General features: G+C 50.5%; 25 protein-coding genes and 4 pseudogenes. 13 read left to right on the forward strand and 16 right to left on the reverse strand.

The window, feature by feature from the left end; all coding sequences use genetic code 11:
- Positions 1–686 precede the first annotated feature (686 nt).
- Entirely contained in the window at positions 687–851 is a 165-nt protein-coding gene (locus C480_RS23555) for a hypothetical protein (protein ID WP_161607025.1), read from the forward strand.
- A 472-nt stretch (positions 852–1,323) separates the two neighbouring features.
- Entirely contained in the window at positions 1,324–1,959 is a 636-nt protein-coding gene (locus tag C480_RS19365; RefSeq protein WP_006667341.1) for an undecaprenyl-diphosphatase, read from the forward strand.
- Between the two features lie 135 nt (positions 1,960–2,094).
- Here the strand turns inward: C480_RS19365 and C480_RS23275 are convergent, their stop codons facing one another.
- The 3 genes and pseudogenes from C480_RS23275 to C480_RS19380 form a co-directional block, all read right to left on the reverse strand.
- Positions 2,095–2,910 (reverse strand): helix-turn-helix transcriptional regulator, encoded by an 816-nt coding sequence (locus C480_RS23275; RefSeq protein ID WP_152424110.1) that lies wholly within the window; start codon positions 2,908–2,910, stop codon positions 2,095–2,097.
- Between the two features lie 216 nt (positions 2,911–3,126).
- Positions 3,127–3,639: pseudogene (locus C480_RS19375) on the reverse strand (IS5 family transposase); the annotation flags it as partial.
- 211 nt (positions 3,640–3,850) lie between these two features.
- A pseudogene (locus C480_RS19380) lies at positions 3,851–4,483 on the reverse strand (IS110 family RNA-guided transposase); the annotation flags it as partial.
- Positions 4,484–4,719: 236 nt separating this feature from the next.
- Here C480_RS19380 and C480_RS19385 point away from each other — a divergent pair.
- Complete coding sequence (locus tag C480_RS19385; protein ID WP_241433881.1) at positions 4,720–5,019, forward strand: HalOD1 output domain-containing protein; 300 nt, start codon at positions 4,720–4,722, stop codon at positions 5,017–5,019.
- A gap of 349 nt (positions 5,020–5,368) precedes the next feature.
- Here the strand turns inward: C480_RS19385 and C480_RS19390 are convergent, their stop codons facing one another.
- From C480_RS19390 to C480_RS19415, 7 genes and pseudogenes are all read right to left on the reverse strand, one after another.
- Positions 5,369–6,241 carry a hypothetical protein gene (locus C480_RS19390; RefSeq protein WP_006667346.1) on the reverse strand — a complete coding sequence of 291 codons (873 nt, stop codon included), beginning with the start codon at positions 6,239–6,241 and terminating at the stop codon, positions 5,369–5,371.
- 211 nt (positions 6,242–6,452) lie between these two features.
- Complete coding sequence (locus C480_RS19395) at positions 6,453–6,710, reverse strand: hypothetical protein (protein ID WP_006667347.1); 258 nt, start codon at positions 6,708–6,710, stop codon at positions 6,453–6,455.
- Positions 6,653–6,961 (reverse strand): annotated as a pseudogene (locus C480_RS24825) (hypothetical protein); the annotation flags it as partial. The gene C480_RS19395 and the pseudogene C480_RS24825, both read right to left, overlap by 58 nt.
- A 117-nt stretch (positions 6,962–7,078) precedes the next feature.
- Positions 7,079–7,651, reverse strand: coding sequence for a hypothetical protein (locus C480_RS19400; protein WP_006667348.1), 573 nt, complete (start codon positions 7,649–7,651; stop codon positions 7,079–7,081).
- Positions 7,648–8,028: a hypothetical protein gene (locus tag C480_RS19405; protein WP_006667349.1), complete on the reverse strand. Its 381-nt coding sequence runs from the start codon at positions 8,026–8,028 to the stop codon at positions 7,648–7,650. The genes C480_RS19400 and C480_RS19405 overlap by 4 nt, the downstream gene beginning before the upstream one ends.
- 202 nt (positions 8,029–8,230) lie before the next feature.
- Positions 8,231–8,515, reverse strand: a complete 285-nt coding sequence (locus tag C480_RS19410; protein WP_006667350.1) for a PadR family transcriptional regulator — start codon at positions 8,513–8,515, stop codon at positions 8,231–8,233.
- Between the two features lie 95 nt (positions 8,516–8,610).
- Entirely contained in the window at positions 8,611–8,874 is a 264-nt protein-coding gene (locus tag C480_RS19415; protein ID WP_006667351.1) for a hypothetical protein, read from the reverse strand.
- A gap of 681 nt (positions 8,875–9,555) precedes the next feature.
- Here C480_RS19415 and C480_RS24685 point away from each other — a divergent pair.
- Together C480_RS24685 and C480_RS19425 are read left to right on the forward strand one after the other, a co-directional pair.
- Positions 9,556–9,984: pseudogene (locus C480_RS24685) on the forward strand (DUF6884 domain-containing protein).
- Entirely contained in the window at positions 9,981–11,372 is a 1,392-nt protein-coding gene (locus C480_RS19425) for a GIY-YIG nuclease family protein (RefSeq protein WP_006667353.1), read from the forward strand. The pseudogene C480_RS24685 and the gene C480_RS19425 overlap by 4 nt, the downstream one beginning before the upstream one ends.
- Positions 11,373–11,522: 150 nt before the next feature.
- Here the strand turns inward: C480_RS19425 and C480_RS19430 are convergent, their stop codons facing one another.
- The 4 genes from C480_RS19430 to C480_RS22555 all read right to left on the reverse strand — a co-directional run bounded on the left by C480_RS19430 (position 11,523) and on the right by C480_RS22555 (position 14,462).
- Positions 11,523–12,005 (reverse strand): hypothetical protein, encoded by a 483-nt coding sequence (locus C480_RS19430; RefSeq protein WP_006667354.1) that lies wholly within the window; start codon positions 12,003–12,005, stop codon positions 11,523–11,525.
- Positions 12,002–12,661 carry a nucleotidyltransferase domain-containing protein gene (locus C480_RS19435; protein WP_006667355.1) on the reverse strand — a complete coding sequence of 220 codons (660 nt, stop codon included), beginning with the start codon at positions 12,659–12,661 and terminating at the stop codon, positions 12,002–12,004. The genes C480_RS19430 and C480_RS19435 overlap by 4 nt, the downstream gene beginning before the upstream one ends.
- Positions 12,662–12,864: 203 nt before the next feature.
- Positions 12,865–13,854: an HNH endonuclease gene (locus C480_RS19440; protein WP_193787816.1), complete on the reverse strand. Its 990-nt coding sequence runs from the start codon at positions 13,852–13,854 to the stop codon at positions 12,865–12,867.
- Positions 13,855–14,123: 269 nt separating this feature from the next.
- Entirely contained in the window at positions 14,124–14,462 is a 339-nt protein-coding gene (locus C480_RS22555; protein ID WP_083873427.1) for a hypothetical protein, read from the reverse strand.
- Positions 14,463–14,770: 308 nt separating this feature from the next.
- Between C480_RS22555 and C480_RS19445 the strand changes: the two genes are divergently transcribed.
- On the forward strand, positions 14,771–15,709 hold the full coding sequence (locus tag C480_RS19445) for an ArdC-like ssDNA-binding domain-containing protein (RefSeq protein WP_006667357.1): 939 nt from the start codon (positions 14,771–14,773) through the stop codon (positions 15,707–15,709).
- The gene (locus C480_RS19450; protein ID WP_006667358.1) at positions 15,702–15,914 is read left to right on the forward strand and encodes a HalOD1 output domain-containing protein; all 213 of its coding nucleotides are present in this window, start codon (positions 15,702–15,704) and stop codon (positions 15,912–15,914) included. The genes C480_RS19445 and C480_RS19450 overlap by 8 nt, the downstream gene beginning before the upstream one ends.
- Positions 15,915–16,293: 379 nt before the next feature.
- On the opposite strand, the gene C480_RS24355 is transcribed toward C480_RS19450, so the two are convergent.
- Positions 16,294–16,647, reverse strand: coding sequence for a hypothetical protein (locus tag C480_RS24355; RefSeq protein WP_241433882.1), 354 nt, complete (start codon positions 16,645–16,647; stop codon positions 16,294–16,296).
- A gap of 389 nt (positions 16,648–17,036) precedes the next feature.
- On the opposite strand from C480_RS24355, the gene C480_RS19455 reads away from it, so the two are divergent.
- From C480_RS19455 to C480_RS19470, 3 genes are all read left to right on the forward strand, one after another.
- Complete coding sequence (locus tag C480_RS19455; protein ID WP_006667359.1) at positions 17,037–18,227, forward strand: restriction endonuclease; 1,191 nt, start codon at positions 17,037–17,039, stop codon at positions 18,225–18,227.
- A gap of 297 nt (positions 18,228–18,524) precedes the next feature.
- Positions 18,525–19,763 (forward strand): hypothetical protein, encoded by a 1,239-nt coding sequence (locus C480_RS19460; RefSeq protein ID WP_006667360.1) that lies wholly within the window; start codon positions 18,525–18,527, stop codon positions 19,761–19,763.
- The gene (locus tag C480_RS19470) at positions 19,760–21,157 is read left to right on the forward strand and encodes a hypothetical protein (RefSeq protein WP_152424113.1); all 1,398 of its coding nucleotides are present in this window, start codon (positions 19,760–19,762) and stop codon (positions 21,155–21,157) included. Before C480_RS19460 ends, C480_RS19470 begins: the two co-directional genes overlap by 4 nt.
- Positions 21,158–21,887: 730 nt before the next feature.
- Here the strand turns inward: C480_RS19470 and C480_RS22565 are convergent.
- On the reverse strand, positions 21,888–22,412 hold the full coding sequence (locus tag C480_RS22565) for a GNAT family N-acetyltransferase (protein ID WP_161607026.1): 525 nt from the start codon (positions 22,410–22,412) through the stop codon (positions 21,888–21,890).
- 128 nt (positions 22,413–22,540) lie between these two features.
- On the opposite strand from C480_RS22565, the gene C480_RS24620 reads away from it, so the two are divergent.
- From C480_RS24620 to C480_RS22570, 3 genes are all read left to right on the forward strand, one after another.
- Positions 22,541–22,666 carry a hypothetical protein gene (locus C480_RS24620; RefSeq protein ID WP_275040291.1) on the forward strand — a complete coding sequence of 42 codons (126 nt, stop codon included), beginning with the start codon at positions 22,541–22,543 and terminating at the stop codon, positions 22,664–22,666.
- 38 nt (positions 22,667–22,704) lie between these two features.
- Complete coding sequence (locus tag C480_RS19475; RefSeq protein ID WP_006667363.1) at positions 22,705–23,712, forward strand: HEXXH motif domain-containing protein; 1,008 nt, start codon at positions 22,705–22,707, stop codon at positions 23,710–23,712.
- A gap of 208 nt (positions 23,713–23,920) precedes the next feature.
- Complete coding sequence (locus C480_RS22570; protein ID WP_161607027.1) at positions 23,921–24,709, forward strand: YcaO-like family protein; 789 nt, start codon at positions 23,921–23,923, stop codon at positions 24,707–24,709.
- Positions 24,710–24,796 lie beyond the last annotated feature (87 nt).

Genomic DNA, 24,796 nt, shown 5'->3' on the forward strand with positions numbered 1-24,796 from the left:
CGAAGGAGCATCTCGCAGGGTCGCTGAACACATCTACCTCAGTGTTCACCCTGCTCTCTGGTATGGTAACTGTTCTATGACGCCCTCATCAACAGGTAATTGACAGAGTGGACACTTTACCTTAATTGTTGAACAGTCAGTTACAATGTAGTTAATGCCCAGAGAGTGGGCATCTGCTTTCTATCTTGCATGCTCGGAATCCCGTGGTTTGGTGGCCAAACCGTGCATCACAGAATCCTGTTGGATCCAATTGTCGTCACGTGACGTCGAAAGCAATGCACCTGCGATGCGGTCGTCGAAGACCGGTTCGCGGCGAACAGTGAACACAGCGACTCGAGTGACTCTGTCTCGTCACCGCTGTAGAGCGGGTATCATCGGCGGTGTGATCACGCGGTGACCTCACCCATCTCGTGATCGTTTTCGCTCCCCGGCTACTGGAGACAGTCGGTTACTGTTTTCGTGCGTTCCCGTGGAGGACCGTGTTCGTGCCTGTCACAGTACCTCTCTCGATGCTCCTCGATGGTTTGTTCAATCGTTTTCGACAGTGGTGTGGAATCGTGCAACGGCGTTTCGTCCTCTCAAAGTGGGATACTCAGGGGTGAGACGCGCATCTCCAGATTGGCATTCCCTGACAAGACGTAGACGTACGCGTCTGTCACTCTGAACACGCCGGTGGCGACCCGTACGTGTTCCGGGATCCGTGCCACGAAGTCGACGACGACCGGAGCAGTCGCCTCGATCTCTCGTTCGAGGCCCGGGCGTTCGTTGCGGTCACCCTGTACGTGATCGACTCGGATATCATCCGCGAAGGGAGTTTCCTGCCGATCCCTGTCAGGAGAGTGACGTTGTAGTCGTGTGGGAGAAACTCTTTGGCTGTGTGTTGACCGATAAAACGCGTGTCGCCACTGAACAGTTCGGAACCCACCATCTCTATATAGAACGTTTTTCTCATTAATTCAGTTTTAATATATTGAAAAATAAATCTCCGAAGAATTCCTGTTAACAACCTCCGAAATATAGTGGCTTCGAAGGCTACTTACTCCGCGTGTCGGATTTGTCAGAGGGGCTAAGTCACGGACCGCGACAAGGGCGACAGACACAGGGCGAACAAACCGATAATATCGATTTTCGGCTTCTATAGAGAGCCCTGTAGCGTCCTATCGCGTCATTGAGCGTTGAGACCGGCGAATACAGCGCTACATTCTCACCGGACCCCGTACGCTACTGCGACGAGCAGATGGGACGCACATGATATATTTGTTAAAAACGATGTCCTGTTTTTAATAGCGGTTGTGAAGGATCTACGATCGCATGACATCACTAATGTCGGTTGACCTCGCACGGCATTACGAGGATATCTTCACGACCCACGTCGGAAACCCAGACCTTAATGTGGTAATGATATTTGCAGCCGAACACCTTGTCTATCTAGTCCCCCTCACGCTCCTTTATCTCTGGTTCGCTTCCGAAGGGAGCCGAACGAACTTCGAGTTCGGAATGCCGCTCACGTTATCCCGGTTCACGACCGAAGACGGAAAGATGAGATCGGTGTTCATTTTCACCACGATCGTCATAAGCGTCGCCATCTCGTACGCGATGGGGCAACTCTATAGCCACCCCGCACCGTACATGGTCGGGTACGACACGCTGTTGACCGAAGCACCAGAGAATTCCTTTCCGAGCCAGCACACGACAGTCGTATTCGCCTTCGTGTGGCCGTTGTTGTACCTACAGGACCGGCGGCGAACCGGACTCGTAGCATTAGTACTCGCCTCGCTAGTCGGCATTAGTCGCGTCTACGTCGGCGTCCACTATCCGATCGACATCGTTGGCGCAATTGGCGCATCTTTGTTCGGGTTCACACTGGTGTACGCCGCCAGAGGTCTTGTCATGGAGTTCGCGGGACTGTGTATCCGTATCGAAGACCGATTTCTTCGGATTGTGTCCCAAGTTCTCTGATACAACGATCCAGATCGTGTTACTCTAAACGAGTACGGGAGCAATCGTTTTGCGAAGATTGTATAGTTCTACCAATGACTGTTGCTCCCCAGGAGCTGTTGGTACTGTCGGTAGTTTGCGAGACCGAACCCAAGGCTACAGTGGGCCAGTAGATCGTCTCCTGTACTCCTCATACGTCGCTTTTCCCCATTGAACTAACTCTATACCGGTTTCCCTGATGAGGACCTCAATTCGACCGAACTCGTCATTGGCTGTGAAGATTACTTCTTCGTTATCTAATATGAAAAGGCTGAACGGGAGTTGGTCCTCATACCCTAATACTTCTAATTGACCATTCCCTAATGACTGCAGATACTCGTTGATGTCCTCAAAGTTACTGTAGTTTTGGATGTCGATCGCTTCTGTCGACACTATGTAACTACCGCTGTAATCGTTCGTGTCATGAATGCTCTGCAGATGACTGTAGAGGAAGGGAGACATGATCGACAAAAACCCGTGAATCTCTGAGGACGATTTTAACCGTTCAAGCAACTCGTTTACGAGACAGTATGGCTTGTCCGGTTCTGGTACTGAAACTTCTGGATTATCGAAGGCGCCTAGATCGATCGTATCCCATGATGTTATATTCTGGAGGAATGATGATATTTGATCGATGGTTTCTACTTTTTCAGCAGTTTCTGTGAATTCTTGAATAAGCAGTCTACCAGTCGGCGTAATTTTGTATCCGTGCTCTGTTTCTTTGATCCAACTACGTTGAACTAGCGTGTTGAGATTTCGTTGAAGAGTCGATCTAGGTATATCAGGTTTCCTGACCAGTTCTCTGAGATCAGCCTCCGTAGAGTCTAATTTGTTTAAAATCCGCACCCTACTCTGTGAACTACTCATATATTTAATTATCTCTATTCCGTCATTCATTCTTGCTATAGAAAGAACTCCAACTATAGTACCCATATATTTTTTGGTGGGCGGGTGGCATAATAAATTCGGTTGGAGGGATGCCTTGTTTTGCCGCCGAGTGACGACAGTCTCAGACGGTCTCACTGTAATATTCCGCCAGATTAACCGGGAAATGGACGCCGTCTGGCGATATGGCATCGCTCAGACGGCTAGCGTGGATGTGTCGAAAGCTTGGGGCCGTGGTGAATCGCCATACGGTGTTGGATTTGCCTAGCTCACAGCACGCTTGATATTGTAGACGATACACATCAGGACGATTTCACGGAACTCACGGTACCAACTTAGCGCACGCACGGCGTCGCCGAGCGTGCGCTTGATCACGGAGAAGACAGTCTCAGACAGCGCTCTCTGGCCGTAGAGAGTTCCACCGATCCGCGCGTTATGCGCGTGATCGATGGGACGAAACTCTCGATGCTTGATCAGCGGTCTTACGTCCTCTTCCCGGAGTTTATCACGTAATCGTTGCCAGTCGTAGCCTTTGTCGGCAGCGAGGCTGTGCAACTCACCCGCGTTGCGGCGGGCGAGTTGCCAGCCGATCTGTGTGTCGTGCCGTTTCTCAGTTGTACAGTGAACGTCGAGGATAGCTTGTGACTCAGTATCGACGAGAGCGGTTGTTTTGAGCGTCTGAACGCGGTAATTCGTCCGTCGGCAGTAGTGTTTGCTGGCGTTTTCGCGGTCGAAAAACGTCGTGTCCATCGCAGCATGACCAGACGGCTCGTGCACCTATGGAAACGCTGCTGGCCGACCAAACCACCGCTGACGATAAAATGATTGGGGCATACTGGTGTTTGTTACCCTTTACAGCCGGCAGGCGGTCGGTATCTTCTGCTGTGCGGTCGTTGTGGTGAAGTTGCTGTTGGTGATAGCAGTCGCTCACGGAGGGCCTCAGCCGGCCACTGAGGGCCGTCCATTCGGCGGCCCTCAGATCTCTCGGCTACGCACTCACATCTGGTGGATCATATACTTCACCTCGGTCAAGCATGTGGTAGATCGACACCAACATCTTCCAAGCTGTTGCCACGATTGTTTTCTGTGAGTTCTTCCGGCTTGCTAGCCGCTCGTAGAAGCGGGTTAGATACTCGTCGTTAGAGGCATGCACTGCGGTATGAGCTGCCTGGACGAGCAGCCACCGGACCCGGCTTGATCCACGTTTCGAGATACTGCCTTCGATCCGCGAGTCGCCTGACTCGCGGATCACCGGGTTCAATTTGACATAACTGACGACCTCTTTATCACCGTCAAATCGGTCGATCTCACCCAGCTCTGCGTAAATCGTCAGCGCCGTATAGTAGCTTACACCAGGAATGGTCATCAGGAGCTGGTTCTCCTTCAGAGATCCAGCGTACGTTTCAATCTCCGCATCAAGCTCTCGAATTTCTTCGCTAAGCGTCTCGATTATTTCGAGATATGACTCCAACAACGTGTCCCACGGTGCTGGGAGCGAGAGTTCCTGCAGGAACTCTCGCCCCTCCACGTTGAGAGGTTCCACATCCTTCGTGATACCATGATAGGAGAGGAGTCCATGGATCTTGTTGGCGTACTTGGTGCGGTTTTCGACCAATTCTTCTGATCAGGATGTCTTTGTCGATGCAAACATCTTCTTCGCCATCGGTCATCCATCAAACCCAAAATACGCACGGTTTCGGAGTGCTGTCCGAAACGCTGATGTTGTGTGCAAACTCCCCCGGCGCGTTATTTACAAATCTCCTTCTCCTTCAAAGACTGACGTCAACTGATGGGGTGGGTCGAGTGCCTAGCGTTCTCATGTTGGTTATTTAACCACCAATCGTGTAGTTGCTGAGGATGGCTCAACGTAACGCTAGTTTGTCAACTCAGGTAGTGTTCACTGTAGCCAAGGTGATTGGCGAGGATCCCGCGGAACTTCCACCGCTCCAAAAAACGATCAGTAGTGAGGCGCTCAATAACCTCTTCCGCGAAGACACGTCACTCCCCGGAGCGTATCTGGTGTTTCCATACTGTGATGTGTGGGGATTGTTCACAGTGATAGAACCGTTGATGTCTTCACGGAGTACGCAGCGACCACTGCCGTCGACGACGTTCCTACCGATAGTGAAGGTCAACCAACTGACGACCAGATGGTAGTCTTGCATGCTGAAAACGGACGACACACATTCGCTGATGACGAACTAGAGACACTCCACGAGATCGTTGAAGAGGCCGACGATACGACAGAAGCATGGGAGGATACTATCGACTACGCTGAGGAACGATAGACCCTCTCTATCCGTCTGTATTTCGCCCGCCAGCGCCATTCTTACGCAGCAATACAGTCGGTATCAGGAAACGATTCCGAGATCCGTCTACGATCGGCTCCGACGCTAAACATATACGGGAAAACAAGGTGATCTTGGACAGGCTCATCAATGAGTGGAGTCAGCTGGCGTTGCCGAGACGCATAACAATGGAACGACATCTTGATCGACACGTCGAACTATCGCCGAAAGATGGACCGAATAGCGCCCTGTAGTCGGTGCAGCCCAGTGATGAATCGTGAGATATCAGTCTCCTGACCCGGCATTGGCTCGGACGTCTGGGAAGGTGATCGTTCCGGAGTGTCGGTCGCTCGGGTTTCCGAACGCGATGTTGTCTCGTCCTGCGGCGTATCCGACCCCTCGGGACCGTCCTTCAAGTTGTCCGCCCACCCCGTCGGGAAATCGACGAAGAGATTTGACGCGGCGACGCCGGAAATCAGCCCCATCGAGGACGCCAGCACGGCAATTTGTAGTTCGAATCGACCGAACTCCAGCGAGTTGGACTGCAGGAGCGTCCACACCATACCGGAAACGAACAGCACCAGTCCGCTGACGGTTAACCACGTGTCCGCGACGGACAAACTGTCTTCCCGTTGCGTGAGTCGAATTACGACAACACCCGTGACAAAGTGGACGACGAACACTGCGAAGAGGAATCCCACGGTTGACAGTACTTCGAACGGGTTCCACGACGGGAGCGCCGACATGAAACTGGCAAGCAGGTCGGTCGGAACGAGACCGGCGACGAACTGCACGAACGCCCGAAGCACCGCGGAAATCAGGGAGTCAATCCCTGTGAGCACCCGAATTGTGAGTCGAACCTCGCCGTCGAGGAGCGCCCGTGCGAGGTCACGAACCAATCCACTGCCGAGGAGTTCGGCGAAGAGAAAAAGGCCGAACGGCGGAATCACGCCCAACACGAAAACCCAGCGTGCGACCCACGAAAGGACGCCGCTCCAGAGGACGGTTCGCGCGATGAACCAAACGATAATGGCGAGCGGAACGATTGCAAGCGGCGATTCCTGAAGAACGCTGAACGTTGTCTCGAACATGGACACGGAGCAGTAGACGTATTGAAATTGGAACGAGCGTGTTGAGAACTTTTCGGCGAAGATTGATACCCATTTCACCAGATAATATTACAGGTTGACAACATTCACAGATGATAGAGGTAACCGCATACGTTTATCGGATCACACCGCCGTAGTAACGTGGCGTCGTTGGTTTCTCGTCGCCGCGCTCTTTGTAGCCTGCGGGAGGCAGTCAGCGTATCCGTTCGCGCTTGGCAGCCTCAAGTTCCTCGGCGTGTTGACCTTCTAGACCAGCGACCGTCTTGGCCTCGGCGAGTGAGTTTCCAGACTGTCCGCTGTCGGTCTCGATTCGGTCGTCTATCGCCGCCGGTTCCTCGACATGGTCAATCACCCGCTCGAGCGAGAGCGACTCGCCGATCACCAGACTAGGTGTCACATAGACGCCCATTTCCTTCCTATTGAATGGCTTGATATCGGCCAGAGTCCGCATACCCCTTCGAATTGGTTCAGCGATCGAATTCTTGCGGATGGTCCCTCCGAATGTCGGAAGGTAGCACGTTGAAACATCAGAGAAGGCGTCGGCCTCTTGAAGATTGGGACGACGGGACGAAGGCATAGCGCGAGGAAGACTTGTACTCGCGCATGAACGCGGCCTCAGGCGTGCGTTCGCCCGAGGCTGCAGTCCTTCACTGATTCGTTGGTTCGTTCGACTCCAGTACGATGGTTGTACGTCTCATCCACCTCAGCGTTCACCTTGCTCTTTGGTGTGCTACTCGTTCTATGACACCCTCTGGATGGTGCAAAATCCTCACTCTGTTCTCGATGAATTCATGGAACAGTTGGTGAGCGCAGGATTCATCACTCCAACTGGGCGAGCAATTGGGTAACGTACGGACTATTCTCCCAACTTCGATGGGGACTAATCGTTGTGATGAGTGCTTGTGCCTTCTCGGTGGTCATGTGATCATTCCGAGCGTAGTCACAGATGAGTCGAGGTGTTGGAACGATACGGGGGCCGCGAAGGGCTGCATGAACGAGCGCAAAGTTCGTTCCGCCGAACTCGTCAGTGAGAACACCGTCGACATCAAGTGCATTCGCGAGGACGATACCGTCTGTTTCACCGTCGTCCAAGCCGAATGTCGGTCGGGAATCTGGCGTCTCCGCCTGCTTATAGGGGTCCTCGACAGTGAAGTGATTCTGCGCGGCGAGTACATTAGTGGCTGCCGCCCCATGGATATCCTGGTACTGGGCAATATCACGGAGCTCTAAGATGACTTCGGGCGGGACGGAGACAGTACACGACGTCAGCAGATACTGGAGTGGATCCGGGTTGGAGTCGCTATCGTAGCCCGCATCAGCGCGAGGAACGCCGAGGCTCACGAGGGCACTTGTATCAGCGACTACTGTCTGCAGTTGGAGCTGGCCGCTCATCGGTCGTCGACATTGCCCGACGTATTCTCAGGGTCGGCTGTTTCGGTATACTCCTCATAGATGTCGATATCATCAGGAGCAGCGAGGTCAAGTGGCTCGCTGTGGAGATCTGCTTTGAGGAGGCGGAGTCGCTGAGCGGTTTCAGCGCCAACCAACTGTTTGACCGTGTCGAACTCCAATTGATCGTCGTAGTACTTGGTGGCGACCAATTCCTGAAACGTTTCGCTCTCTGCTGTCTCCTCGATGTACTCGCGGATAGCGTTCACGAGAAGATCGGTCCGATCTTTGTCGAAGAGATCAGCAATCGCGTCGAGCCGGTCGACGAGGTACTCCGGTGACTGAAAGTGAACTCGTCGGGGGTCGTCACTTTCACTCATCTCATGTGCATATTCTGCACACAGGTGAATAGGGGTTTCGCTTCAATGCACATATCTTACACATGACCACAAAATCGGATCCCATATAATTCGTCATTGACGGTCAGAACTACACGTCAAAGACACAGTATTTCTTGAGGCCACGCGTCCAGTACGTCGCGGGCTCGGAGAGCAATGCTACGAGAACGTAAAGACGTTGGTCCTAGCTATTGTCGGGATTGACATACTGATTTTCCCACTCACGTCGGGCCTCAATCTCACGAGTTCCGCGACGCGTCACTGCGTAGAAGTTCGTTCGGCGATCTTCTTTCCCTTTCTCGACGAGGCCCTTGTCGACGAGTGTATCGAGGTTCGGATAGAGACGGCCGTGATGAATCTCTCCCTCATAGTATGCTTCGAGTTCATCCTTGATTGCGAGTCCGTGTGGGTCATCCTGTCCGGCGATTGCGTACAGCAAATCTCGCTGAAAGCCGGTAAGATCGTACATACCTGATCTAGAATAGATTGCTAGATAAGACTATCTATTGAAAGATAGCCTGTGGATTCACATAAGTACTGAATATAGCGATTAAAAATCACAGCTCAGTGTTCTGGTGTCGTCACACGGAGTTCGTCGTCGACTGCATAGAAGTAACCCCGTTCGAGAAGGCGAGTAAGTGCATGATCCGCATCGCCAGGTTCGAGCGCGAGTTCATCAGCACTGAGAAGAATCTCACGTGCCTGCTCCCGAGGAACCGACTGTGCGCCTTCGTGATTCCCAGGATCGGTTCCGTGGGCACAAATGACATCGTAGGCATCCAGAATCCACTCTGGGAGCGGCGGCCGTGGATCGATGATGTCGGTCATCGCGTCTTCGTACTGGATTCTCCATCGTTGTCCGCTTAAGGATATCCCCGATAAGCCGTCGATCCGATATCAAGAAAAAGTAAACACAGAAATCGTATTTGTATAGGATCCTCCCAATCTATTTCGTTCGGACTGTGACCGTTCTGAGGAGTGGTCGCGGTGACTGCACGCAAGTTCCTACAGTTTCAGTAGAATCAACACGAACAGGTCAAGAGAAGCAGCGAGAGGAGCCTTGTTGAACCGGATGTGTTCCATAGTTGTGGGACCGTCTCCTAGGATTACTGAACTTGTATTACTGGAATATTATATACTATTTCTTATGACTAGCTACTTGTGAGTTTTTCTAACATCGATAAGACTAACTCACGGAAGTTCTAGCACTAACATGGGGTCTTGCGTGCCATCGGTAACTATAACGTGAGACCCCGTTCCATTCGTGATTGGGCTAAGACTAGCCAGACCGGTCACATGGTTGTGTTTTGTACGTGATCGATGGACTGGCAACCGGTAGAACAACTTGACATCCCCCCGCCCTGGAGGGCGTGGCCTTCTCCTCGCACTTCCGTAAACTTCTGTATCGGATCACTCAATCCTGTTCCTCAGTCACCGATTACAAATGAACTTTACCACTCAGTCTATAGATCGTTGACTAATTAACAGATTGGGTGAAAATGTATTTTCATGACTGAAATCGGATTGGTTAGCTGCACAAAGACGAAACTCGAGCAGACAGCACCACCAGCAAAACTCTACTCTCCGTCAACCTTATTCAGCAACGTACAACAATATTGTAAGCAACAGCACGACAACTGGTATATTCTTTCGGCAAAGCACCATCTGCTCGAACCAGACGGCCCACCGATTGAACCATACGACGAGACGCTGACCGGTGCGCGAGTAGCGCAAAAGCGAGAGTGATCCCAGACAATGTACAAGGAGCTGAAAGCAGCAGATCTGCTCAAGTCCGATGTCACACTCGTATTCCATGCGGGGAAGGCGTACTACGAGGAATTGCTTCCGTTGCTTGAGGACCACGACGTTACAGTGCAGATCCCGGTGGATGGGCTATTGATTGGAGAGCGACTGAAGTGGTACAATCGGCAGATATGAGCGATCAAGAGCAATATTCAGATGATTCGACGAGCAAAGCAGCAGTGTGGGAGTCGTGGCTCGAGAGTACGCTCTTTCGAGATCTCCATTCTGATGAAACACCAGATCCAGTCCCGCTTTTCGAATCTACTGACAACGGACTCGAGACAAGCAGTGCCCTGGGGAGCTACAAGTGGGGAAAGAACGACGGTGACTACCTCTATCTGATCTATCTCTTGGACGGGCCGACCACAGACGTTCAGAACGTAGTCCCGGTGTACGTGGGTGAATCGAACGATATCAGCTCGCGGATCGGACAACACTCTCGAAAGATTCGCGATGCACTTCCCATCACAGAGTGGGAAGACGACGGCCAATGGGGGAGCTTCTCCAAGTACGATCAGATTGCAGCCATCTCGGACCTTGCAGACAGCCCATTGTACGTGTGGATCATCGACGTTGACGATCTCGAGTACGGCCCGTACGGATACGAAACGTACCGGCAGGAACTCGAAGCGAAGCTCGTTGGATTGGTTCATGATCAGTCCCAGTACGAGCGGGTTTTTGCCAATCGCGAGTTCATCCCGAATCGGATCCTACACGAAATCGGACAAGCTGGGCCAGAATGGGTAGCAGACGAAATCGTTTCCCGGTCAGCGCAGTCACACCATAACACGGAGACAGAAAATCGTCCTCTCACAAAGTCTGCGTGCTGGAACGAGTGGGCAACAGAATACATGCTAGCTGATGTTCGTAGTGAGGACCAATTGGATCCGATTCCGCTCTTTGACGTGACCGCTGACTTGCAGGTCCGAATGAACGATGACGGGATACTCAAGCGTGCTACCGAGATTGATGCACGAATCCGTCGTGAAGGCCGGAAATGCGTCGATAGCGATGGCATCCGTGAAGATGGCTACGACGGATTACTATACATACTGTATCAGCTTGAGAAACCAGCAGAGACAGCAACAGCCGCAGATATTGTACCTCGATACATTGGGAAGGCAGAAGCGTACGGAAAGAAGCGGGAGCTCAGTTCTAACTTCACAGAGATCGCCCATGAACGGGATGCAACACGAAGCTTTGCACGGTGGGGCGACGGAAACTACTGGCATATCGGTGAACTCTCGCTAGCGCTTACCGGAGAAGATGAGCGCAAACACCACTGGGTAGAGGCTCTCTTCGACTCTAACTTGCGAACGTTGTCTCAGCAGACGTATCTCTGGGTCCATGCATGGGATAGCGAGGAGGATATCAGTCCATACGGAACTCCTGCAACGCTGGCAGAAGTCGAACCATTGCTGATCGGTACAGCGTACGATTCCTACCCAGAGTATCTCTTGAATAAGAGCGGAACACCAGATGACGCGCCAATCAAAACGGAGGCGCCAACATCTGCTGACTAATATGTGACAGCGGCTCGCTGGTAGTATGTTTTGAGATCCACTGAGAAAGGTGGCGATCCTCTTGAAGTCAAGAAGCGCTGAATTGGATAACAGCTATGAGCATGAGTGCCCAGAACTTGTTCTGCCTTCATCGCTGGTCCAGTAACGTCCTCACTTGCAGAGACAGTCTCGAGTCTGAGTCAACTGAACGATCTCTTCGTGAAGCTGCACGGCGAGCTGGTAGATCGTTTGAGCGCGATACTCGCCGGCGATACCCGTCCGGTAGTAAGACTCTGACCGATTCTCGATCCAGAGTTCTTCAAGTCGGTCAGCGATGTCCTGTGAGAAGAGGCCTGCCCGCACCCCCAACTCGTAGACCTCGGTGTGACGTTGGCCAGCAACATCGTATCCTTTCTTCTCAACATAGAATTGGATTGAGCGTTCGATGGAGACGAAGCAGGCTTCAATGATAACTGTGAAATGGCCGTTGCGATCGAGGAGGAAGCTCGCGGCGTCGAGGAGCCGACACGACTTCCGCAGCTGAAGGACAGCCGGGTCAGAGATATACTCAAGTCCCACTTCAGGGTTTTCAGGCTTTCGCTGGAACGCGTCTTCCGCGTCACCGAGCGCTGTCTCGAGTTCTTTCGAGGTCACTCGACGACACCCCCGAAGAGATCATGTTTTACCTGCCAAAGCGTCTCACTCTCCTCAAGAACGATTCCTTCCTGGAAGATCAGACGGAGGTCCTCTCCCCGCCTGCGAGCACTTTCGGGTGACTCGACGAAAACCTCGAACTCGTACCGCTGACCGTCGATGGGTTTCTCCTCAAGCTTACGCGCGATGTCAGAGACGGTTCGCCGTGCGGTCACCAGTTCGCTGTCATCATCGACGAGTACGAAGACATCAAGGTCGCTCACACGGTCGGCTTCTCCACGCGCTACGCTTCCGAAGCAGATGATTCCCGCAACTGATGGGAGTTCCTCACTGATCCGGTCCGAGAATTGCTGGAGTGGCTCTCGGAATTCCGCTTGTGGGATCTCGAGGAACGGGTCATCAGCCCCGTGTAGTCGTCGCTCATTGATCCGATAGAGTGTCTTGTTTCCGACGTCACGTCTGATAACTAGTCCCAACATCTCAAGCAGCGAGAGCGCCTTCGAGACACTCGGGCCGCCGAATCCAGTGAGCTCCTGCAAATCTCGGTTTCCGAATTCAGCGGACGGGTTTTGGGCAACGATTTCGAGAATATCGTCCATTGCCTCATACCTGAATATCTGCTCCTCTGGCAGCGGTAGTCGCACTTCAACGTTCATCTATTCTACTACACATAACGCGTTATACTACATATAACGATTTCCGTATCAAGTTCATGTGTACGAATATCGAATGGGACCGTTGCGCGTGAGAGTACCTTCCTCAAGGGTTGACTCCGGGTAACTCACCTTGTTTATCTAGAGATCAGTGAGATGGGATCAGCCAAGACAATAATATCGGAAATACTCCGAAGAAAGAAGAATTAAACCCACTCGAGCGTTGCATTGTATCTCTGAAGATACTCAGGGTCAATCGCCTTATCTGGCAACGGAAGTCGCTCTCCCTGTTGATCATAAATTGTCTCTTGAAGTAGCGGACTGTCGGTCTCGAAATCTGGATTCACTCGGAGACAGTATTCTTCATCGATAGTAAAGAAACCACGATCAAAGGCAGCGTGATGTGTCTTGCTCAGTGGGAGAACGTTCCGAAGGTCAGCACGAGACTCTGGATATGCGGTCCACGGAAGGATGTGAGCAACATCTAATAGGGCCGGATAGTCGACACCAGATACTGGACAGGTCTGATCGAACTGTGAAAGTGCTATCGCCCTAAATTCCGGATCAATTGATCTGGCCTCGACCGTTGTCTCATACGTTCCGGCTGTCATCGGATCTGCTGTGACTGCGTCATCAACTGTCGTGGACCCAGCCCACGTTTCAACAGCTTCATCGATGAAGTGGTAGCCGTCAGACGTTAGTGCGTATTGCTCACCAGCTGTGGTAACGAGACCAAAACTCCGAAGCCAATTGATACGCTGGAGGGCCATGTCGTCATTAGCCGGATTCCAACCCAGCTCCGGATGTGTCTCAAGCTGCTGACGACCAACTTCTTCAATCGACATTGGTCCGACAGACAACGCATAGAGCAGGCTCCGAAGCCCGAGATTCCGTCGACACATGATTTCGAGTAAGGTTTCGGTCGATTGGTTCGCAAGATAGCGTTCTCCTTCTGAACCAGTCGTCCATTCGTTAGCCTGAACCGCAAGAAAGCCAACGTTCTGGAGATAATTACACCGTCTCAAGATCGAATCCTGACTCGAGACTCGCTCAAATCTCCCTCGATGCCAGCCGACGAGTTCATCCGTCGTTGGCTGTTGAGAATTGACGTATTCGATAATTGCATCGAGTGTTTCAGCATAGTTCGTCGCTCCACCAAACATTGGAACGATACTCCGGAGTCGTTCAGAAGCCATTCTATATCTCCTTTTTAGCGTGCATATATCACTATTATGGAGAATCCTCCTACTCACCTTCGAAGGTTTTTGCGTTCCTGAGGTGGCTTCAAGTTCCTTTTGAGATTGTCTACATGAGAACCAATGAAACAAGGACCGACTCAATTATCCAGGTATACGAAGAATCTGTCTCTTGATTCAGCATGGAAGTATCATAGAACTATCTGCATGGCGTTCTTTTCACCCAATCAGGGGTGAACTATCCGTTCACTACACTTGCGAACACGCCGTTAGGAGGACAAATCATGGTCTGAGGGGTCACAAAGTGCAATACGCACTTTATCGTTAGAAACGCTGACTATCACGACGTGTAACCCGTGTCTTTCAGCGATGTTCTGTATACTTTCCGGGGCATTTTCCGGGTTAGCATTCACAGCAGCACTACCCGGTAGGTAATCGCAAATACGTATCAAGAGCGACTGGTTGTCATTTTTCAGTTCTCCCTCCCGTGAAACCTTACCAATCAACCACTCTCCAGAGAGCCCCGGTACAGCGGTTTTTCCGCTATTGAACTCGAACCCAGCATAGCCCGCATCTCGTAGTTCCTTCTTCACCCGTTCCCAATCCATCGGTAGTCATCTAATCGAGCGATGATGATAACTCCTTGTCCTGTACTTACCGTTTGTCGGGTAGTCACAGAGAGAGGATGTGGGAACTGTTCTATGACACCCTATCAACATGGGAAAATTCGCTGTCGACGGCACAACTACGCTGAATGGGGTTGTCTCCTGACTCGCTAGCGTTTTCTGTAGCGTTGGAAGCCCCAATATAGGTCTCTCAGTGAAAGATCTTGTAACTGCTCGCTGCCGGCGTGTTTTTTGAGACCCCAAGGGGGGTGAGGTCTTCTCGAGTTCATCTCGGGAAGCACTGATCGAACATGGCTACGAGCAGCAGCAATCGGGAATCGTTCGACGATTCGGACACCCGACATGACGAGATGCATCGGACGATCGAAGCGTGGGCTGAAGACCTCGTTGACGAAGTCGAGACCGCCGCTTCAAGCGACCAGTTCAAAGAATGGTTAGACGTCCAGAGTCGCTTCCACAATTACTCACATCGAAATACACTGTTGATCAATCTTCAATGTCCGACCGCAATACGGGTTGCCGGCTATCGAACGTGGCAGACCGAGTTCGATCGGCATGTCAAAGAAGGCGAGAGTGCGATCTGGATCTGGGCGCCGATCATCGCCAAGCAGTGTCCCGAGTGTGAGAACTCACCGTCGTACCACGAGCGAAGTGATTGTGAATACGACGATACACCACCCGAGGAGTGGTCGAAAGGACTTGTCGGCTTTCGGCCAGCGCCAGTCTTCGATATTTCTCAGACGAAGGGAGAGTCACTTCCCGAACTCGAAACGGAGGCGACCGGGGAGGCCGACGAACTGGTGCTAGCGCTCCTCAAGGGGGCACCGATGCTTGACATGGAAGTTGAGGTCGTTTCTCCAGCGGAGTGGCCTCACGGTGATGCCAGAGGCGTGTGTCAGTACCGCTCTCCTGTGGAGCGACCACTAATCAAGGTTCGCGATCGAGAGAACAGTGCCGACCTTGCCGTAACGACCGTCCACGAGTATGCCCATGCACTCTTGCACGGTGACGTCGACGACAAGACTGAACGCTCGAAACGCGAACTCGAAGCCGAAGCCGTGGGGTACATTGTCGGTCGGTATTTCGGGCTGGACACGAGTGGGTCGGCGTTCTACCTTGCTGCGTGGCAGGGTGAAGAGTCGGAGGTCGTCCTCGACCGACTCGAGCGGATCAGTTCGACCGCTGCGGAGATTATTGGTGTCGTCGACGAGGGGATCACAGATGAGTAATCGGCACCTCCTCTTCGAAATCGTCGACGCGCTCGAAACGGCGGGACTCGATCGTGACGAGTACCAACTACAACAGGTGATCGACGTCGAAGCACTCGAGCAACTCGTGGACTCGGCGAACGATGACCTCGAGATTAGATTCTCGGTCGGAGAGTTTCGTGTGCTCGTCACGCAGTCCGATGTACGGGCCCTCACGAATCCGTAGAGTGACTCTGGTGGAATCCTAACCTGTGGTAGTTTCTATACTACCAATCGCTCAGTACGGGCAAAGGTGTTACCAGAACAACTACCTACCTCTTTGCCGGAGTCCTCCGGTTTAAAATACTATTCATCAAACAAGTATCATGAACTGGACTGATTTCCTGGACAACCAAATCACGTATCTGCTCGTCTTCGAGGCCTTTGTCACGATCGCTATGTTCGGAGCCTATCTCGGCGTATTCTGAATGCTGGGAGAAATACCACAACTCAGTTTCATCTTAGAGCAATTTCTGAGTGAATATGGAGTCGTATTCTTCGCCGCCTTAGTCATCGTCAGAGCGGGGAACAAAGTCATGAACACAGCAATGCGAGGAATGTAGTATTCAAATCCGAGGTTCAGATAATGGATACGGTAGCTGTTCAAGAAATCCACTGTCAGATACTACAATACCGCCGTAATCTCTGAGCCGATACTCGCCATTATACTGTCCCCAAGCATTGATCTGATAGATCTCTGGCTGTCCAGTTCTACCTCCATGACTTACAAACTCTATATCCGCGTCCTCAATTTGATCAGTTAGAGGTGCAAGCCCCGCAGTGACTTCCTGAGACTGTGGTAATGTCTCGGCATAGGGCATAACGATCCAGAGGCTATCTTCATGATGGTCGACCACTGGGACAAGCAATTCAGTTAGTGGCTCGAAATCCGACAAAATAACCTCGTGCCAATTTGCCATCCACCCTTCGGTATATTCAACGGGTATAGGGCATCCTCTGTCCCTGATTTCCCGGGATTCGGAAGTGCGAATTTAACCACAAGGCGTTGATCCCCGTCTACAACCTTAGGAGGAACTTCGTATACAGCACGGCTGTTGCCGTTATCGAGATGACTGAAATGCTTCTCCAGGGTTTCATGCGCCTTCTCAAATTCCTCTTCTCCATGGATTATTTCTGCTGATTTATCGAAGAGTCGTCTAAAAGAGTCATCGACTATTCTGGGCGGCACCATAATACGGTAGTTGGTATACAGATAGGTTAGGAATCTTTCGGGATATCTCTATACAAGGGAGGAACCCTTCCTGCTCAGAAACAAATACCTATGTGAAAAGGAACGAATCAACCGGGTATGGACGAACTGGAGTTCGCTTTGGAGAACATCGATGGCCATGCTTTCGAGGATTTTGCGATGGCGTTTCTACGCGAGGAAGGATATGACGTCCACGAAAGCGGAGGATCCGGACCTGACGGAGGATGGGATGCACAGATCGAACTCGGCGGGAGAACAGGTATTGCCCACGCAAGCGTCCAGAAAAGATGGAAACGAAAACTTCGGAGTGACGCAGAGAAAGTAGCAGACCTGGAGGAAGACCGAGGCGAAGACTACGACCTGCTGGTCTTTGTTACGAACCAGGATGTCGGTGGTAGCCAGGAGCTGGATATGGAGGACGAGATCAGGGAGGAGTACAACTGGACCCTGAAAATCCATCACAGAAAAGAGATTCTGGGAGAGCTCAGGCGGAACACTCAGGGATTGGCCGAGGATTTCTTCGACATCAACCTGCAGAAAGACAGTGACCACGTCAAGGAGATCGAAGAACTATGCAAAGATCAGCTGGACGCAATCCAGGCTCGGGAAGGTTATGCCAGTGACATGGCGGAAGGCCCTGCAGTCGTCCTCCATATCATCCCGAATGGAATACTGTCGAAGAGCAGGACCAGTTCCAGAAGCATTCCCGATCCCTCCGTTCTATTTGAAAATCTTACGACGTACGGCGAGACCAAGGGTAAGTACACGATCGCCTACGGAAATAACGGCACAGTCGATGAACAAGGCTCCTACGCCGTACTAAGGAACGACGGCCTCTACGAATCTGCTTCTGCCTCCGCTTTCATACAGAAGCGTGAAGAAACATGGATTCAGGGCCATATCCAGTCATCCATCGGTATAGGCCTCGACGCTCATGTCGTGTTAGCAGCAAGGAGTACAATGGAGAAACTTTCCGAGATGGGTTTCTCCGGTACCGCTTTTGCATGGCTTTCTTTCCTTGATGCTAACGGTGTCCAGCTCAACGTTCCGAACAGCCGTCAACGGGCAATCGGCTATACTCCGGCGACACTCGAGACAGATCGATATACGACGGAGTACGCTACACTGCAGATAGGAAGTGAGGAGGTCATAGCGGATCTTGAACCTGTACTGGATGAGGTATGGCGGGGGTTTGGTGAAGACGGGACACCGAATATTGAGGACGGTGAGTGGGCGCTTGGCTCGTACTCGATGAATCGTGAAACCATCTTAGAGGAAGGCGACCGGTAATCCACTTCTTTCTCTCTTGACTCAGTTTTAAAAGCGTATTTTGGAAATGTTCTACGTGAGAACGCTGCTGAAGCTGAATTACAGAGCGGATACAGATATCGTCAATCGTGGAGCGTCTGATACAACTGATTTCTCTACAGATCCTTCTTCAAAAGGCGTGATCACCTGCCAATTTGCATGCTTCCTCTTCCCTTATCATACGTTGTTATTGTATGTCATTAAGTTAGATATCAAGAATTAGAAGATGGAGATACTATCACCTTGAATTTAATAGGGAAGGCTACATCTTCTCCGGTAATGAGTCAACAAACCGCATCCAAATCTAGTCTTCCGATATCAGAGGACGATTGGAAGGAACTGATAGTCCCATACGGGAAAATCAAGAACAAATGGGACTCTATCTACGATTCAGAACTGGAGGACGACTTTGAGAGAACTCCTGGCGTGAAGAAACTGACTCTACTATGCTATTATGAATATCTGGACATAGATGAAAAGATCAGCAAAAAGGAAGATGCTTTAGAGAAAATTCTGGATAAGAATGAAAAACTGAAATATGATTTGTATGCTGTCGTCTACTTTAGCAAATACTGTATCACCAGTCCAAGCACGATAAAATCCTGTTTTGACAGGTGTGAGAGCCTAGTTGACGGCACTGATTATGAAGATCTGTACGACGATATTTCTGAAAGCCCTGACCAAGTTGCGAGGGCAGCTCTCCTCCACTTCATAGACTACAATCTATTGAAAGATATCATTGTCTTAGACCATTGCCACGGTCAGACTCCAAGTACGCAAGCAACTATCGGGAACAGCGACAAGGCGGACAAGATAGTTGATGAAGCAGGGGAGATCAGGGACCACATGGAACAGTTTGAAGATAGAGATATTGATATTTGGCATGACTTTGAGCATGAGGGGGAACACTATGTGGCGATCTCAAGAGAGATCGGTGACGATGTAGAGCAACAAGTGGAGGAGAATCTTGAAGAAGCGCCAGCAGAACTCGTTACACTTCGTACTAGAGACGGACGTTTGGAGGTTATGGCTAACTCTGGGAAAATTGCTTCACGGGCTCGAAGCGGATTGGGGAAGTCAGATCAGGATTTTGATATAGAGATGGATCCTCCCTCTACCGATAGCAATGATGTCTCTGGTGCGATTTCAACACTGGATAGTACCGAAGGCGATTCTCCTTCTGAAATGACTCTGAGAGGACTTAAGAACAAAAATTCGCCTCTGCATGGGAGTCCAACTGTCGAGATCCGGGGGGAGTCAGATATCTCGATGGCGATTGAACAACTTCGTGAAGAGGGATATGACCTCACAGAATCGATTGGGAATGTTGAGAGGTTTGATGTGAGGTATGACGGTAAAACATACAATCTGTATCCTGAACCAGCCGGGAGTGGGTCTGACGATGGTGGTTGGATCGTTAAGTATGGTGCTCAGGGACTGAGCGACACTGAGAGACGTGATTTTGAAGAGCAGGCGGAGGAACTTCTTGACATCCCTGTTATCTACGAGAAACGATGACGGACCTAGATAGTCTGTTAATTCCTAACAGAGAGCTGAATCGGTTAGAGCTTAAAGAAGTCAAGGAACTTGTAGACGATGAATTGACCGGTGGTGAGGTGTATATTGAGGAATCTGTTAGGTATCAGTGTGTGGATCCTAATGACGATGATTATCAATTTGTCCACAGTAATGACTGTGGTGCCAGCTTTGAGGTTGAAGAGGAGACAGAGGATACGAACTGCCCGGGCTGCGATAGGCACGTTGATCTCTCGCAGAAAAACGGTGAACCAGTCTACAGATTAGGATTTGATGAGAGCAGGATACGGGACTACGTTCGTAACTCTACAAAATCGTTGAATGGGGTTCCGAGGTGTAGAACGAAGTCTCGTCACTACATAACTACAGATGTTGAGCCGATTCTTAACGTAGAGTATAACGGTGAACGTATTTTGATGCCGCTGCTCTTTGACGATGTCTCTAAGGATGTCGTTGATTGTATGTTCGTCTATAACGAGCCTGTAGCTCTATTCCTTACAGGAAACTCAATCCGCCACAAGAAGCGGTTGGAAAAAGATGATATTCCGTATATCACCTTCGGGGAGTTGGTGGATTCAGAGAGGAGTTCTGATTTGCTGAAGCCTGTCCTGGAAGACTCTATTGACAAGTTCCCCAGCAGATCTGTTAAGCAGAAAGCGGATGCTGGAATTGATCTATATAAACGTAAGAAGGAGGACCTGACTGATGATGACTATGAACGAATCGTACAGGCAGTATTGAAGGAGATACTGTTTACCTCAGTCTTGTACGAAGAGGATGTGAGCGGTGTAGAGGTCCCGGACGGTGCTTTAACACTGAGCTGGAAAGATAGCGAGAATATCTACGTGTGGGATGCGAAATTTGTTGACAATTGGGAGAATGGTGAGACAAAGCTATCTGGAGAGCACCATAAGATAAAGAACCATTTGGATACTTTCCAGCGTGAATCTGATGCCGATGAATTTGGCGGGTTAGCTGGGTTTATCATCTTTTCACCTCAGGTGAAACTCTCGAATTTGAAGACGCTGAAGCAGAGATTAGAGGAAAGAGGGTTCAGATTCGACTCAGAGTTTGGAGCGGTATGCCACTTCCCGATGATATCGCTACTCTATCTACATGAGTTGGTCGACCAGAACCATCAAGATGTGAAAAGCAAGCAAAACTCGTTCCGAAAACATCTCCATAGACTGATCGCCCATGCCTCAAATCATGCCCACGAGCCAGAGGAAATCGAAGATCTGGACAGAGTAACTGACGTGAGTAAAGAGGATATAGACAAGCTATTCGATTATCATCTATCTGCTGCGAGGAAGGAGTTTGAAGAGCCGAATAAAGAGCGCTATCTTCGGAACTTGGAATCAACCATATTTGGTTGATACTGAAGGCTTTTTAATTATACTCTGACAATCATCTTGTATGAGGCTCCTTGGTGAGAGGCTTCTGCCTGTAGCTGCAGCACTCGTTCTCCTCGTTTGATGTGTCGTACTGCTCGGACTGTAGCTCTTCCAGTTCGTTGATGGTCTCGACGATCCGGTGAAGCGTATTGTCCTATATAATTTCGTCGTAACGTTGTTCGAGAGGATCTCCGCATCGAACCGGTCGGACTGACAACGCGCGATCTTCTTGACGCGCTTGCTCGTCCGGCGGCTAAACAAGGACATTACTCGCTCGCCTCCTCGTCGTCGCGATCGTGGACGCGCTCTGTTGCTGCACTACCTCAATTCCGCAATCTGCCTCGGCTAGCGATCGCAGTTTACTTGGCGGAACACGGTCGGCCTCCGGGCCCAGTACGATCTCGAGTACGCGACGACCGTATGACCATGCTGATCAACGAGGAGTGAACTAAGTCTCGCTCTTATGTAGAGCCGAACGACGGCAGTATCGGCGCGAGTACATGCGGGAACAGTTAACGGAGGCGTTTGAAGACTGATTACAATGGTGTATGGAAACTACGACCTGGCGTATATTCAGCCGAGTTTGAGCTATGTGAAAGAAGTGTGAGTTGATTATTTATCCAGAGCCTGATAGGCTGGTAGCATAGAGGTTGTAACTCAGGTGGTTTCACCGTTGGCATCTTTCCTTGAGACTCTTCCAGAGAGCAACCAACTACTCATCTAGCTGTTGATATAGTATTACAGTATTAAGCGACTGACCATAGAGATCGATTGTCCGGCTATCATACTCTTTGAATTCTAGAGATGAGTAGAACTTTCGACCGCGGCAATTCATCTCGAGACATTCAACGACTACCGTTGGGTAGCCATCAACGTGTTGGAGACTATTCGTAACGAGTTGTGTTCCGACACCGTCTCGCCACACATCTGGATGGACGTATAATGATCGAATCTGTACGGCATTATCTGGGACAAACTCCTGCGTGTTGTGGCTTCCCGAGCAGACGTTCACAATGCCAACCACTTTTCCCTCAATAGCTCCTACCAAGTAAATGAGTTCTGAGTCAGTCCGCTTCTTATCAAATCGCTCTTCAGGATAGAACTCGGTTGGATCAGTGGTCAGGTTGCGTAATTTCTCTTCAGGTATGATTCCATCGTACCCATGTCGCCATGAGGCCACCAAAAGTTGTTGTATATCCTTAATATCCTCGTTGTACGCAGGTCGAATTTCAACCATCGTCACAATGAATATTCTACTTGGATAAGTAGCTTGATGATCATAACCATTAGAATCCATCTCTAGATATGTAGATATCTTATGACCATTAGAATTAAGTAATGCCAATATGTTTTGTGAGATGCAGTATGAGTACAGAAGAAATTGACGTCGACTTCGATGTCGAGGACGAATCGGACGACGATGAGATTGAGTTCGCTGTACCAGATGAAGACGCCGTGAATAAGGCTCCTCACCTGGTCCAGATCAAGTAAAATTCACCCCACTGATTTTTTAATAAACCAACGAAATAATGTCTAAATCCCAATCCCAGATAGACGAATTGTTCCATGTAGAGCCTCGTGAGGGGAATGCCAAGGAAATCCATCGATTTCTCCGCGAGAATATTAAGACATATTACGTCAAGTTATTAGAAAATATTGAGTCTGAATTGACTAACGCAGGTTACGAAATCTCGCTTGATTCTGCGCGTGAACGAGCTGAGAACCTTGATCTTTCCCGCTCGTTTGCACCAGGACTGTACGTTCATCACTCCCAATTGGTCGGTGCGATGAACCAGAATAATACCGGAACCGTTCTCCATGAGGTAGGTCGATTCCTTGGTCTTTCTGAGGATGAAATCTACCGACAGGAGAAGAGCGTCTCTATCGAGAGCGCGCACACTGATTGGTGGGAAGACTATGCACTATCTGGCGCGCGGAACAGTCCACCAGGTCTATCGGTAGCGTTCCCTATCGGCGATGACCGGCTCGACATGTACCGGTCTGATATTGACCGTGCTCTCAGCCTCATCAAAGACGTTGATCCAATAATCCATGAGGAAATTGAGGAGTACGTTGACTCGGTAAAACTGTTTACTGGGGAGAACTTGATTGGTGCAAGTAGCGCGAACTTCTACGGGAATATCTATCTACAACGTCCTGAAGACGACTTCGATCGTGATGAACGGGTGGCGTACTTTATCGAACACATTGTCCACGAGGCGTCACACCACCATGCAACTGCACTTGAAATCCACGATGAGATGGTCTTAAATCCACCTGAAAAGCGATTCGATGCACCAATCCGGCCAGATCCGCGTCCTATGTCTGGTATTTACCATGCTACCTTTGTGTTGACTCGCATCTCCCGAGTCTTCAGACGACTCTACGAAGAAACTGGTATCGAGGTGTTTGAAGAATACCGAGATCGAACCGAGACTGAGTGGAAACACGGCTATAAGGACGTAGTCAACCACGGAAATCTGACTCCCCGAGGAGAGCAGATTTGCGAGGAGTTCGAAGAGGTCTTGCGTGAGTGAGCTCGTACGAACTAAAGTCGGTGAGTGGGATGTCCCACTTCGAACCGAAGTCCGTAATTTGTCACTCCTTGAAGATAGCGTTGTAGCGCGTTCACTCGTAGAGTATACTGATCCACACGGTGAGTCTAACCACATCCCTGGGTTCTCCGTGGCTGAATCAACCGAACGCGCGCGTTGTGTTTCTCGGTACGAAGTATTGGAACGACTAGTGGCAACTTACGATTTTCAGGTAGGAAAACTTGGCCGCCAAGAGTTTGAGACATTTTTGTGGCCAAGTGGTAAACCAGTGGCTTCGGCAAATCCCGATGATGTACTGATATCAAATAATGCGCCGCAGCAACTCGATATCGACAACAACGCTAATGGGCTGGCCCACCACGCTACCCTTGACGACGCGGTCCGACACGCTATCTGTGAACTCGTTGAACGCCACCTCTTTACCCAGGTCTGGTGGAGCGACTATCCGCTTATAGAGACAACATCCCCAACCGTTGCTCCTGATTATCGTGTAGAATGCTATCGGCCAGCTACTGATCGCATTCCGTTTTGTCTCGCGGTCGTTAAAAGCGAGTCAGAGGATCTGTGGGTGTGCGGAACGGCTGTCGACTTCTCAATGACTGCAGCCCGGCGACATGCAGTTGAAGAGGCATGTATGCTTGCAGAGAACTATATCCGTGGTATGACTGAACTTATCTTCCAAGAGGACCAGGAGAAAGCAAAGCGACTCAAGTCGATCGCTTCTCCGCTTTCTCAGGATCGATCTAAGCATCTGATCTCTCGGATTCGTACTGACATCGCTGATCCACCCGAACCCCTCCACACAGATAGCGTTGAAAAACTTGTTTCAACCGTCGTTGGGGACGCATCCATCTTAATCACTCCCCTCTGGGATAGTTCCAATCGAACGGTAGTCAGGGCGCGTTCACCCGACCTAAACAGTGTTCGTGAAGTTCGGAAGAACAACAACGAACAGGCACCGATGGATCCCTTCCTCTAACTCTACGGTACGTCATATCTATTATGTTCTCTGGAGCGAGGGTATCGTTCAATATGAGGGCGCGCTCGTTATACGCTTCCCACTCAG

Origin of the sequence: Natrialba aegyptia DSM 13077 (assembly GCF_000337535.1) — an archaeon.
GTDB classification, from domain to species: Archaea; Halobacteriota; Halobacteria; order Halobacteriales; family Natrialbaceae; genus Natrialba; species Natrialba aegyptia.